The organism is Pectobacterium sp. CHL-2024 (assembly GCF_044751765.1).
GTDB lineage: Bacteria > Pseudomonadota > Gammaproteobacteria > Enterobacterales > Enterobacteriaceae > Pectobacterium > Pectobacterium brasiliense.
Genome location: NZ_JBIXKO010000021.1, coordinates 36973 through 48425, shown reverse-complemented (window position 1 = coordinate 48425; position 11453 = coordinate 36973). Strand labels below are relative to the sequence as shown.

The 11453-nt window shown below is 52.3% G+C and carries 13 protein-coding genes; 5 read left to right on the top strand and 8 right to left on the bottom strand.

Annotation, left to right across the window (positions count from 1 at the left end):
- Nucleotides 1-161: 161 nt before the first annotated feature.
- From speD to ACIPUG_RS19640, 3 genes are all read right to left on the bottom strand, one after another.
- On the bottom strand, nt 162-956 hold the full coding sequence (gene speD, locus ACIPUG_RS19650) for an adenosylmethionine decarboxylase (protein WP_014916293.1): 795 nt from the start codon (nt 954-956) through the stop codon (nt 162-164).
- Nucleotides 957-1000: 44 nt separating this feature from the next.
- Nucleotides 1001-1864 (bottom strand): polyamine aminopropyltransferase, encoded by an 864-nt coding sequence (gene speE, locus ACIPUG_RS19645; protein ID WP_400339868.1) that lies wholly within the window; start codon nt 1862-1864, stop codon nt 1001-1003.
- A gap of 108 nt (nt 1865-1972) precedes the next feature.
- Nucleotides 1973-2320 (bottom strand): YacC family pilotin-like protein, encoded by a 348-nt coding sequence (locus tag ACIPUG_RS19640; protein ID WP_010280797.1) that lies wholly within the window; start codon nt 2318-2320, stop codon nt 1973-1975.
- A 419-nt stretch (nt 2321-2739) separates the two neighbouring features.
- Between ACIPUG_RS19640 and ACIPUG_RS19635 the strand changes: the two genes are divergently transcribed.
- Together ACIPUG_RS19635 and ACIPUG_RS19630 are read left to right on the top strand one after the other, a co-directional pair.
- Nucleotides 2740-4362, top strand: coding sequence for an ABC transporter permease (locus tag ACIPUG_RS19635; protein WP_400339866.1), 1623 nt, complete (start codon nt 2740-2742; stop codon nt 4360-4362).
- 4 nt (nt 4363-4366) lie between these two features.
- Nucleotides 4367-5452 (top strand): ABC transporter ATP-binding protein, encoded by a 1086-nt coding sequence (locus ACIPUG_RS19630; RefSeq protein ID WP_400339863.1) that lies wholly within the window; start codon nt 4367-4369, stop codon nt 5450-5452.
- On the opposite strand, the gene ACIPUG_RS19625 is transcribed toward ACIPUG_RS19630, so the two are convergent.
- Complete coding sequence (locus tag ACIPUG_RS19625) at nt 5453-5887, bottom strand: GNAT family N-acetyltransferase (protein WP_205591748.1); 435 nt, start codon at nt 5885-5887, stop codon at nt 5453-5455.
- 152 nt (nt 5888-6039) lie between these two features.
- Here ACIPUG_RS19625 and hpt point away from each other — a divergent pair, with 152 nt between their 5' ends.
- Nucleotides 6040-6573, top strand: a complete 534-nt coding sequence (gene hpt / locus ACIPUG_RS19620; protein ID WP_172644812.1) for a hypoxanthine phosphoribosyltransferase — start codon at nt 6040-6042, stop codon at nt 6571-6573.
- A 59-nt stretch (nt 6574-6632) separates the two neighbouring features.
- On the opposite strand, the gene can is transcribed toward hpt, so the two are convergent.
- Nucleotides 6633-7274, bottom strand: coding sequence for a carbonate dehydratase (can, locus tag ACIPUG_RS19615; protein WP_010280785.1), 642 nt, complete (start codon nt 7272-7274; stop codon nt 6633-6635).
- A 262-nt stretch (nt 7275-7536) separates the two neighbouring features.
- On the opposite strand from can, the gene ACIPUG_RS19610 reads away from it, so the two are divergent.
- Together ACIPUG_RS19610 and ACIPUG_RS19605 are read left to right on the top strand one after the other, a co-directional pair.
- The gene (locus ACIPUG_RS19610; protein ID WP_014916287.1) at nt 7537-8475 is read left to right on the top strand and encodes an ABC transporter ATP-binding protein; all 939 of its coding nucleotides are present in this window, start codon (nt 7537-7539) and stop codon (nt 8473-8475) included.
- A complete protein-coding gene (locus ACIPUG_RS19605; protein ID WP_014916286.1) occupies nt 8472-9242 on the top strand; it encodes an ABC transporter permease in 771 nt (256 codons plus the stop codon). The genes ACIPUG_RS19610 and ACIPUG_RS19605 overlap by 4 nt, the downstream gene beginning before the upstream one ends.
- Before the next feature lie 51 nt (nt 9243-9293).
- On the opposite strand, the gene panD is transcribed toward ACIPUG_RS19605, so the two are convergent.
- The 3 genes from panD to panB form a co-directional block, all read right to left on the bottom strand.
- Nucleotides 9294-9674 (bottom strand): aspartate 1-decarboxylase, encoded by a 381-nt coding sequence (panD, locus tag ACIPUG_RS19600; protein ID WP_014916285.1) that lies wholly within the window; start codon nt 9672-9674, stop codon nt 9294-9296.
- Between the two features lie 17 nt (nt 9675-9691).
- On the bottom strand, nt 9692-10546 hold the full coding sequence (panC, locus tag ACIPUG_RS19595; protein ID WP_205562219.1) for a pantoate--beta-alanine ligase: 855 nt from the start codon (nt 10544-10546) through the stop codon (nt 9692-9694).
- 80 nt (nt 10547-10626) lie between these two features.
- Nucleotides 10627-11424: a 3-methyl-2-oxobutanoate hydroxymethyltransferase gene (panB, locus tag ACIPUG_RS19590; protein WP_400339861.1), complete on the bottom strand. Its 798-nt coding sequence runs from the start codon at nt 11422-11424 to the stop codon at nt 10627-10629.
- Nucleotides 11425-11453: the final 29 nt, after the last annotated feature.

Here is an 11453-nt window from a genome sequence, read left to right as displayed (position 1 = left end):
CGAGCCGCCAGTGACGCGTTCCCGACGCGGCACTGGCTTTCGCGACGTCCTGTCGCTCACTCGGCGGTCAAGCTCACCGCTGCATAATTTTTACGCCGGATAACGGCAAAATCCTTGATGCCCTTATATTTGTGACTAAGAGATACACCCTATATTATTGATTACAGAACGGGCAGGTTTCTGCCGTAATAGATTTCCTGCATTTCGTGATACAGCAGATCGGTAATTCTTTTCCGTTCGGCAGCGCTGAGCTCTTCAGGGCTGACGTTGAACAGGTAGTGTTTCAGGTCGAAGTCTTTCAATAACATCTTGGTATGGAAGATATTTTCCTGATACACATTCACGTCCATCATGTGATAGAGCGATTTCATGTCCTCGGACATGAAGTTCTGAACCGAATTGATCTGATGATCGATGAAATGCTTTATGCCATTAACATCACGGGTAAATCCCCGCACACGATAGTCGATGGTCACAATATCGGATTCAAGCTGGTGGATGAGGTAGTTCAACGCTTTCAGCGGCGAAATGACGCCACAGGTAGAGACTTCAATATCTGCACGGAAGGTACAAAGCCCGCCTTCTGGGTGGCTTTCCGGATAGGTATGAACGCAGATATGGCTTTTATCCAGATGCGCAACAACGGAATGGGGCAACGGCCCAGGATGTTCTGAGGTATCGACATCTCGTGGATCGATGGGTTCTTCGCTGACCAGAATGGTCACGCTGGCACCTTGTGGATCGTAGTCCTGACGCGCGATGTTAAGGACGTTGGCACCGATAATTGAGCAGGTTTCAGTGAGGATTTCTGTTAAACGGTTAGCGTTATATTGTTCGTCGATATAGGCGATATAACCATCGCGATCGTCGGCCGTTTTGGTGTAACAGATATCGTAGATACAAAAACTCAGGCTTTTCGTCAGGTTGTTAAAGCCGTGTAGCTTCAGCTTGTGCAATTTACGTCACCCCCTTGTGGCTGTGTGATTCCCTAAGTGATGGATTATTGCGCATCTTGTAACGCGCTCAACAGATACTGTGGCAGGGCAAAGCTGCCGATGTGAACATCAGGCGTGTAATAGCGACAGGCGATAGCGGATTGCGCAAAACGCTGGCGCAGCGTGGTGGCGTCTATCTGGCGCAGCGCAGGATTATTGCTGGCCCAGGCGAACGTCATAATGCCGCCGTAATAAGTCGGGATCGCTGCCTGATAAAAGCTGACATCCTTGAAATAGTGGCCGAGCTTTTTATGGCTGCCGACAGCTTCATCCTGTTGCAGGAAGCACACGCCATTCTGAGCGACGAAAATCCCACCTTCGTTCAGGCAGCGGGCGCAGCCCTGATAGAAATCGGAGGTGAACAGGCTTTCACCGGGGCCGATAGGGTCGGTGCAATCGGAAATAATGACGTCAAATTTTTCGTTGCACTGTCTGACGAAGTTAACGCCGTCATCAATCACCAGATTAAAACGCGGGTCGTCATAGCTACCGGCGCTGTGATTGGGCAGATATTGGCGACAAAATTCCACCACACCGGCATCGATTTCTACCATTGTGATATGTTCGACGCCGCGATGCCGACAGACTTCTCGCAGCATACCGCCATCACCGCCACCGATAATTAGTACGCGTTTGGCGCTGCCGTGTGACAAAAGGGGAACGTGAGTGAGCATTTCGTGATAGATGAATTCATCGCGCTCGGTGGTTTGCACCACGCCGTCAAGCGCCATCACGCGACCTAATACGTCGTTTTCAAATATGATGAGATCTTGATGATCGGTCTTTTCGTGATATAGCACGCGATCAACCGAAAAGTACTGGCCAAAGTTGGCATGCAGAGTTTCATACCAAATTTCTTTCTGGGACATGTTAGGGCTTCCTCCGCGATAACAGCCATGAAAATTGGCGCGCCATCATAGCTGACTCTTTTGCCGCTTGCACGGTCAAATTTCAGTCAGCACGGAGGAGGAGGGGAACTACTGTGCGTAGGAGAGCAGACCCAGTGAATTACGTGCCAGAGACTGACATTTCTTCGGTGTCGGGATAGCGATTTTACTCAGATCGCGATAGCTGTCTTCACCCATCGCCGTCATGTCGTACGCGCTGTAATTGCTGAGATCCCAGCGGTTTTGCTGAGCAAAAGCGACCAGCGTCCGACGAATCTGTTCATTCGGCAGATCTTGATAGCCACAGTGGTTTTTCAGATAAACAAAGATCGCGGTCAGATCGGCCAGATCTTCCGCTTCAAATTCATTCAGCGCCTTGCTGGCGGAAGAGAAGCTCATCAGGCTTAGCAGGAGCAGAGCCAGCGCAGAGTTTTTCATGGTTGAACCTGTTCCAAATGTTGTCAGATGACGTTATCACAGATATCCCATGAGGTTCCAAGTTTTCTTACGGGAAACATCTGATATCCCCGTCATTCTTCAAGCTGCATGTGCGTTGACTTTCCTCGCTCACCCCAGTCACTTACTTATGTAAGCTCCTGGGGATTCGCTGTGTCGCCGCCTGCCTGCAACTCGAATTATTTAGGGGATTGCGATAAAAAATGAATGGTGAAAAGGCGGAAAACCAATAATCGCAATCTATTGAAATGGTTGGTTTTTATTTTATTGGCAGTCGGCGATGGCAATCGCCTCAGGTTAATCGCAGGATTAAAGCCCATTTATCGCTGTTTGATACGATGACGCCACCGCCAGCCTCTGTTATTAATAACAGCGATCTCATCTAATACAGTTTTTATTCTATGATCTCCGGTGTCTGGCGCGTCAGTAGTTGGTTGTTGGCGGGACTGTTGCTGCTTCCTTTAGCAACGGTTTTTTATCAGGCTTTTTTTGCCGATGGGATGGGATTTAGCCAACTGTGGCAAATCGGATTACCCACCTATCTGATACATTCAGTGGTCATCGTGATTGGCACGCTTTTCTTCAGCCTGCTGTTTGGGTTGCCTTCCGCCTGGTTTATCGCCATGTACCGTTTTCCCAGTCATCGCGTACTGCAATGGGCGCTTTGCCTGCCGCTCGCGATGCCCGCGTTTCTACTCGCCTACCTTTATACCGATGTGCTACGGCACCTATCCCGGTTGTTGCAGGAAGGCGGGCTGCAGATAGCCTCGTCGTGGGGGGAATCCCACATCGCTGGGCTACCCGTTTCGCTGGGCTGCATCAGCCTGGTGTTGGCGCTGGTGCTTTATCCCTATATTTACCTGCTGGTGCGTGAAGCGCTGGCGAAACAGCCTGCCAGCTTGATTCATTCGGCTCGATTACTGAATCAAACACGTACCCAGGTTTTACGCCGCTTATGTTTGCCGATTGCACTGCCTGCGATTGCCTGCGGTGGCGCGCTAGTGGTGGTTGAAACGCTGGGCGATTATGGCGCGGCGTCTTATCTTGATACCCCAACGATGACAACGCAGGTGCTGGATATCTGGCAGAAGCAGGGCGATCTCGGCGCGGCGGCACGCGTTGGCGTATTGATTTTGCCTGCGATCTTCCTCTTGATGTTTCTGGTTAATGTCTGGCGTCGCAAGCAGAGAATTTATCAAGCTCAAGCCAATCCTTCTCAGGTGGTTCCGCCTGTGTTGAGCGGGTGGCGCAGCAAGGCGGTTCGCAGTTACTGCTGGGGCATCGTTTGTCTGTCGTTTCTGTTCCCGGTGCTATATCTACTCTTTCTGGCGCTTCGACACATGATGTCAGTGTGGGATATGGCGTTCCTCCATGCAGTGATGAATAGCCTGTTAGCCTCAGCCATCGCGACTATCATCATTACGCTAATGGCGCTGTCGTTTATCTTCTACACGCGCACGGCTGGGATATTTGCCAATCAGACACCGGTTCGACTGGTCAGCCTGAGTTTTGCCTTGCCCGGCGCGGTACTGGCCGTCGGACTGTTTACGTTACTGTCGCTGGTGGACAGCGGAATTAATCTGTTTGCCAACGCGGCGGGGTTACCTCCCGCGGAGGCTTTGCTGGCGGGATCGCTGTTTATTCTCATCCTCGCCTATAGCGTTAAATTTGGGCGTCTGATGCTGGACAGCCTTGAGCGCAGCATGGAAGGCATTCCGCGATCGCTGGACAGTGCGAGCCTTGTACTGGGCGCCTCTCCCCTCAGCCGTTGGTCGCGCGTGCATATTCCGCTGTTGCGCCGCAGCCTGTTCATCGGGGCGCTGCTGATTTTTACGGAAAGTATGAAAGAGCTGAATGTCTCGTTACTGCTGCGCCCTTTCGGGATTGATACGTTGGCAACGTATGTTTTCCGCTTTACGGCGGACGAGCAGATTGCGTCATTTGCCTTTCCTGCGCTGGTGCTGGTAGCGGTAGGGTTAATCCCCGTTTTCTGGCTGAATCGCGCACTGAATATAAAAGGATAATCACATGGCCGCGCCGATAGATATTCTGAGCGTTCAGGCAGTAAGTTGTACGTTGCAGCAGTCTCCCGTGCTGGAGAACATCTCATTTGCCGTGCGTGATGATGAGACGATCTGCCTGTTGGGGCGAAACGGCTGTGGTAAAACGGCGCTATTACAGGTGATCGCTGGCCTGCTGCCGATTACTCAGGGCAAGATTTTTCTGGAAGGTGAACCCGTCAGCTCGCCGCAAGCGTACGTCCTGCCCGAGCTGCGTCAGGTTGGTCTGATTTTTCAGGACTACGCGCTCTTTCCGCATCTGACGGTGGAAGGCAACATTGCGTTTGGTTTATATGGCCGCCCGGACAGCGAGGTGAAGCCAATTTGTGCGGAGATGCTGACGCTCTTGCAACTGGATGATGTTGCCGTACGTTACCCACACGAGCTATCGAATGAACAGCAGCAGCGTTTGGCGATTGCCCGGGCGCTGGCCTGTGAGCCGAAATTGCTGTTGCTGGATGAGCCGTTTCCCGGTCTGGACAGCCAGACCCGCTATCGCCTGATCACCGAATTGCGGCAGATTCTCAAGCAGCGTCATGTTGCGGCGGTTTTCGCTACGCACAGCCGGGAGGAAGCTTTTGCCTGCGCCGACCATCTGATTCTGCTGGATGAAGGGAAGATTGTGCAGCAGGGCTATCCATCCGAGCTGTACCATCGCCCGAATAGCCGCTTTGTCGCTGATTTTATGGGGAATACGAACTATTTGCCTGTGAAAATTATGAGCGACCATCAATGGCAAAGCCCATTGGGCGATCATCAGGCGACCCATCCGCTCAATCAGCCGATGGATTCACAATGCGACTGGATGGTACGCCCGGCAGACGTGGCGCTGGCGCTCGATCCCGATGGCCCGGCGTCTATCGAAGATAGGCTATTCATGGGCACATCAAACTTGTATCGGGTGAAGATGGGAGAACTGATGCTGCTGGTGCAAACCGGCAACTGGTTTGAACCGGGGCAGCAGGTGCGTTTAAGCATTAAGACGGATCCGCCAGTCTTGTATCCTGCTTTACCCGCCGTCAGCACTCCGGCTGACGGCCCTGAAACGAAATAATTATGCCTCTGTGTGCAGGTCTGCTGCTGGCATGAGCCAGGTGCTGTTATGCTTTTCAAACCCTAATTTTGGGTAGTAATCCACCGCCAGCGGCGCGGCCAGCAAAATGATTTTGCAGCCTTTTTCAAGCTGCTGAGCGGTTTGTTGAATCAGCTTCTTGCCTATTCCCGCGTGCTGACAGTCCTCTGATACCGCCAGATCGGACAGATAGCAGCAAAAATGAAAATCCGTCACGCTGCGCGCGATCCCAACCAGCGTCTCCCCTTGCCAGGCGGAAACCAGCAGGTTGGCGTGCTTAAGCATACCTGCAATTGCCGTCTCATCATCCAGCGGGCGGCGCGGCCCCAATGACGTTTTCGCCAACAGCTCAATGAACTGCTGACTGGAAAGCGGGGCGTTCACTTTGTAGCAAACATCCACTGGTGGTGTGCTCATGGTGTCTCCTTCATGGTGTGGTTTCTGATATACTTCGCGCGCTTGGGCATTGCCCAGACTGATTCAAAAGTCAGCATTGGCGCATCATCGATAGTGAGTCTGTCATTCTACCGAGGGTGCTGAATACCTTACTTCAAAGAGTTATCAGTATGATGAAACATACCGTGGAAGTCATGATTTCTGAGCAGGAAGTGATGGCGCGGGTTACCGAACTGGGGCAACAGATCAGCGAACACTACCGTGATAGCGGCAGCGATATGGTGCTGGTGGGGCTATTGCGTGGATCGTTTATCTTTATGGCCGATTTATGTCGGGCGATTGATGTCCCTCACGAAGTGGACTTCATGACGGCATCCAGCTATGGCAGCGGTATGAACAGTACGCGCGATGTTAAAATCCTGAAAGATCTGGACGAGGATATTCGCGGCAAAGACGTGTTGATCGTTGAGGATATTATCGACTCGGGCAACACGCTGAGCAAAGTGCGGGAAATTCTGCAACTGCGTGAGCCAAAATCGCTGGCTATCTGTACGCTGCTGGACAAACCAGAGCGCCGTGAAGTGGCGGTGAAAGTCGAGTGGGTTGGGTTCTCGATCCCTGATGAATTTGTTGTGGGTTACGGCATCGACTATGCCCAGCACTATCGCCATTTACCTTACGTCGGCAAGGTTGTTCCACAGGAATAGCGTATCAGATAAGGCCGATGTCGTGAGCGACGCCCAGCGAGTGGGCGTCAGACAGCGTATCAAGGCAGGGAGGAAATCGCGCGGCGATAACGCTGTTCCAGCGTCTCCCGGTTGGTCGCCGTCACTTCCAGATCGCGCAGACGGCCATCCTGAATACCGTAAACCCAACCGTGGATCGTGACTTTCTGCCCACGCTTCCAGGCGGACTGCATGATGGTGGAGTGGCCGAGGTTATAAACCTGCTCGACAACGTTGATTTCACAGAGCGTATTCAGCCGCTGTTCGGGAGGCAATTCCCCCAGCAGCGAACTATGCTTGTACCACAAATCACGGATATGCAGCAGCCAGTTGTTAATCAAACCCAGTTCCGGGTTTTCCACCGCAGCCTGAACACCACCGCAGCCGTAGTGGCCGCAGATGATAATGTGTTCGACTTCGAGAACTTCGACGGCATATTGCACGACAGACAGGCAATTGAGGTCGGTGTGAATAACCAGATTGGCGACGTTGCGGTGAACAAACAGTTCACCTGGCTCAAGGCTGGTCAGACTTTCCGCAGGTACGCGACTGTCCGAGCATCCAATCCATAGAAAACGGGGACGTTGTGCCTGCGCCAGACGTTCAAAATAGCCAGGATCCTCTTCCACCATCGTTTTAGACCAAAGCTGGTTATTGGCGATGAGCGTTTCAATTTCTTTCATGAAAGTAAATGACCTGTAACAAACAAGGGGCAGTGAGGAGTAATATAAGGCAACATGCGTCGTTTGAAAAACGATAGTTTATACTCGTCATACTTCAAGTTGTATGTGCGTTGGCTGCGTTCACTCACCCGAATCACTTACCTGAGTAAGCTCATCGGGATTCCCTCGCTTGCCGCCTGCCTGAAACTTGAATTATTTAGAGTATTCATTTGTCACACTTCAAATCTGTAGAATTCACTGATAATAAGGCAATCCATTTCTTATGACATATGCACTGGAACTGGCGCAACTAACCAAAACCTATTCGGGAGGCGTCCAGGCGCTACGGGGGATCGACCTGAACGTGGAAGCGGGGGATTTCTATGCGCTTCTGGGGCCAAATGGCGCGGGAAAATCGACCACGATTGGGATTATCAGCTCGCTGGTGAATAAAACGGCCGGTAAAGTTCGCGTCTTCGGCTATGACCTTGAGCTGGACAAAGTGAATGCAAAACGCCAACTGGGGTTGGTCCCGCAGGAATTTAACTTCAATCCTTTCGAAACGGTATTACAGATTGTGGTTAATCAGGCTGGCTATTATGGCGTGAAACGTCAGGATGCATTGCAGCGTGCCGAAAAATACCTGAAACAGCTCGATCTGTGGGAGAAACGCAACGAAAAAGCGATGATGTTGTCCGGCGGGATGAAGCGTCGTCTGATGATTGCGCGTGCGTTAATGCATGAGCCTAAGCTGCTGATTCTTGATGAGCCGACCGCAGGCGTGGATATCGAATTACGTCGTTCCATGTGGGGCTTTTTGAAGGAACTGAACGCGCAGGGCACCACGATTATTCTGACGACGCACTATCTGGAAGAAGCGGAAATGCTGTGCCGCAACATCGGGATCATCCAGCGGGGAGAGCTGGTGGAGAACACCTCGATGAAGCAGTTGCTTGCTCAGCTGAAGTCCGAAACGTTTATTTTCGATCTGGCGGCGAAAAGCCCGCTGCCACAGCTGGAAGGCTATGTGTTCCGCCTGGTGGATACGTCAACGCTGGAAGTGGATGTGATGCGTGAGCAAGGTCTGAATGCGTTATTCAGCCAGCTAAGCGCGCAGGGGATAACGATATTGAGTATGCGTAATAAAGCGAACCGGTTGGAAGAGCTGTTTGTCACCTTGGTTAATGGGGACGGGGCGAACGGTAAGGGAGAAAAGGCATGATGCATTTGTATTGGGTAGCGCTACAGAGTATTTGGGTGAAAGAAGTCACTCGATTTGGGCGTATCTGGATTCAGACGCTGGTGCCGCCAGTGATCACCATGACGCTGTATTTCATTATTTTTGGCAACTTGATCGGCTCACGTATTGGTGACATGCACGGTTTCACCTACATGCAGTTTATCGTGCCGGGCCTGATCATGATGGCGGTCATTACCAACGCCTATGCTAACGTCGCTTCTTCCTTTTTCAGCGCCAAGTTTCAACGCAATATTGAAGAACTGCTGGTCGCGCCAGTGCCGACTCACGTGATCATTGCTGGCTATGTTGGTGGGGGGATTGCACGTGGCCTGTGCGTCGGGGTTCTGGTGACTGCCGTATCGCTGTTCTTCGTCCCGCTGCATGTTCATGCCTGGTGGATCATTGTTCTGACGCTTTTGCTGACGGCGACACTGTTCTCGCTGGCAGGCTTATTGAATGCGGTGTTTGCAAAAACCTTTGACGATATCAGCCTGATTCCGACGTTTGTGTTAACGCCGCTGACCTATCTGGGCGGGGTGTTTTACTCGCTGACGCTGCTGCCGCCGTTCTGGCAGGCCGTCTCCAAGCTGAACCCGGTGGTGTACATGATCAGCGGCTTCCGCTATGGCTTCCTCGGGATTCAGGATGTACCGCTGCTGTTCACGATGTCGGTGCTGATTGCCTTTATCGTGGTGTTTTATCTGCTGGTCTGGTGGCTGATTGAACGCGGACGAGGGTTACGGACGTAGTATGTGAATGAGAAGGCGGTGGTAACACCGCCTTTTGCTTATCTAAAGCTATCAGGCAACCTGAACCGGAATCGCTTTTGCCTGACGCTGTAGCTCATTATCGCCAGAGAAATAGGCAACCTTCGGGCTGTGGCTTCTGGCCTGTTCGTCGGACATCTGCACGTAGGAGCAGATAATCAGTTTGTCGCCCACGCAGGCAAGGCGAGCGGCGGCGCCGTTCACAGAGATAATGCGTGAACCTCTTTCGCCCGCAATGGCGTAGGTAGAGAAACGCTGACCATTATCAACGTTGTAGATATCAATCGCTTCGTATTCCAGAATGCCAGCGGCATCCATAAAATCCTGATCGATGGCGCAAGAGCCTTCATAATGCAAGTCAGCCTGAGTTACTTTGACCCGGTGCAGCTTGCCTTGCAGCATGGTACGTATCATCGCTTTGTTACCTCGGTTCATACAGTCAAATCGACCTGGTGGTTATCAATCAATCTGGCCTTGCCTAACCAGGCAGCCATCAAAATCACTGCACGCGTGCTGGCCGCGCTCAGCGGTTGCAGCGTATCTGCATCGCGGATAAACAGTTCATCAGGCGTAAAGCCCGCTTCACGCAGCTTGTCTGCCGCCTTTTCCAGCAAGGTGTCTATCTGGCGATCGCCGTTGTCCAACTGTGTCGCCATGTCCATCATCACCTGATAAACATACGGCGCCCGCTGGCGTTCTTCCGCACTGAGATAGCCATTGCGCGAACTCAATGCCAAACCGTCTTTGGCACGCACGGTAGGGACACCAATAATATCAATGTCATAGCCCATATCGCGGACAAGCTGCCGAATCAGCGCTAGCTGCTGGTAATCTTTCTCACCGAAGCAGGCGACATCAGGCTGTACCATATTGAACAACTTACTGACGATGGTCGCAACGCCCCGAAAATGGCCGGGACGGCTGGCACCTTCCAACATGGAAGACAGGCCGGGCACATCGACAAACGTTTGCGACTCCAGTCCATTGGGGTATATCACATCCGGGCTCGGTGCGAAAACCAGATCGGCACCGCGGCGATTCAATTTCTCGCAGTCTTCCTGCAACGTCCGGGGGTAGCGGGCTAAATCATCTGGCCGCTCAAACTGCATAGGATTGACAAAAACGCTGACAATAACGATATCGGCACGCGCTCTGGCTTCATCGACCAGCGTCATGTGCCCGTCATGCAAATTACCCATGGTGGGAACTAAAGCAATGCGTTTCCCTTCCTGACGCCAGCGACGAACCTCGCGGCGCAGCAGCAGAGGGGTTTCGATTATTAACACACCCGTACTCCTAAAAAATAGCCTGATTAATGGAATGCTCGTTCTTTAATGAAACGACATTTCTCAATGAAATGAATGTCTCAATGAAATGAATGTTCTTCGGCTGGGTAGAGACCCTGTTCGACTTCTTGTGCATACAAACGCACTGCCGCGCGGATATCACCACCGCTTTGCGCCAGAAAATTCTTGGCAAATTTAGGTGTGTTGTCGCCGGTAATGCCGAAAGCATCATGCATGACCAGAATCTGCCCGTCTGTCACGCTGCCAGCGCCAATACCGATCACTGGAATCGACAGGGCGTCTGTTACGCGCTTGGCCAACGCGACAGGCACGCATTCCAGCACGAGCAGCTGTGCGCCCGCTTCTTCAAGCGCAAGCGCATCGGCCAGTAGCTGATTGGCATCGCTTTCGCTACGGCCCTGAATTTTATAGCCGCCGAAGATATTAACGGACTGCGGCGTCAGACCCAGATGACCGCAAACTGGCACGGCGCGTTCGGTCAGCATTTTTACCGTCGGGGCAAGCCAGCTTCCGCCTTCCAGCTTCACCATATTTGCACCTGCGCGCATCAGCTCGGCGGCCTGGCTGAACGTTTGTTCTGGCGTGGCATAGGTCATAAAAGGCATATCGGAGAGAACCAGCGCCAGCGGTGCGCCACGGCGGACACACTGCGTGTGGTAAACGATATCGTGTGTGGTCACGGGCAATGTGGAATCGTGACCCTGCACGGTCATTCCCAGTGAGTCACCCACCAGCATCACGCGGATGCCTTGCTCGAAAAACAAGCGAGAGAAACTGGCGTCGTAAGCGGTAATCGTAGCGAATTTTCGCTGATCTTGTTTCCATTGGCGCAAGTGGGAGATAGTCGTCGGTTTCATGACGGTCTTCCTATGTCAATAGGGCGAAG

Bases quoted from the DNA above. Each gene is read 5' to 3' on its own strand.
- speE (WP_400339868.1), bottom strand. From the start codon at position 1,864: ATGTCCCAGAAAGAAATTTGGTATGAAACTCTGCATGCCAACTTTGGC.
- ACIPUG_RS19640 (WP_010280797.1), bottom strand. From the start codon at position 2,320: ATGAAAAACTCTGCGCTGGCTCTGCTCCTGCTAAGCCTGATGAGCTTC.
- ACIPUG_RS19635 (WP_400339866.1), top strand. From the start codon at position 2,740: ATGATCTCCGGTGTCTGGCGCGTCAGTAGTTGGTTGTTGGCGGGACTG.
- ACIPUG_RS19630 (WP_400339863.1), top strand. From the start codon at position 4,367: ATGGCCGCGCCGATAGATATTCTGAGCGTTCAGGCAGTAAGTTGTACG.
- ACIPUG_RS19625 (WP_205591748.1), bottom strand. From the start codon at position 5,887: ATGAGCACACCACCAGTGGATGTTTGCTACAAAGTGAACGCCCCGCTT.
- hpt (WP_172644812.1), top strand. From the start codon at position 6,040: ATGAAACATACCGTGGAAGTCATGATTTCTGAGCAGGAAGTGATGGCG.
- can (WP_010280785.1), bottom strand. From the start codon at position 7,274: ATGAAAGAAATTGAAACGCTCATCGCCAATAACCAGCTTTGGTCTAAA.
- ACIPUG_RS19610 (WP_014916287.1), top strand. From the start codon at position 7,537: ATGACATATGCACTGGAACTGGCGCAACTAACCAAAACCTATTCGGGA.
- ACIPUG_RS19605 (WP_014916286.1), top strand. From the start codon at position 8,472: ATGATGCATTTGTATTGGGTAGCGCTACAGAGTATTTGGGTGAAAGAA.
- panD (WP_014916285.1), bottom strand. From the start codon at position 9,674: ATGATACGTACCATGCTGCAAGGCAAGCTGCACCGGGTCAAAGTAACT.
- panB (WP_400339861.1), bottom strand. From the start codon at position 11,424: ATGAAACCGACGACTATCTCCCACTTGCGCCAATGGAAACAAGATCAG.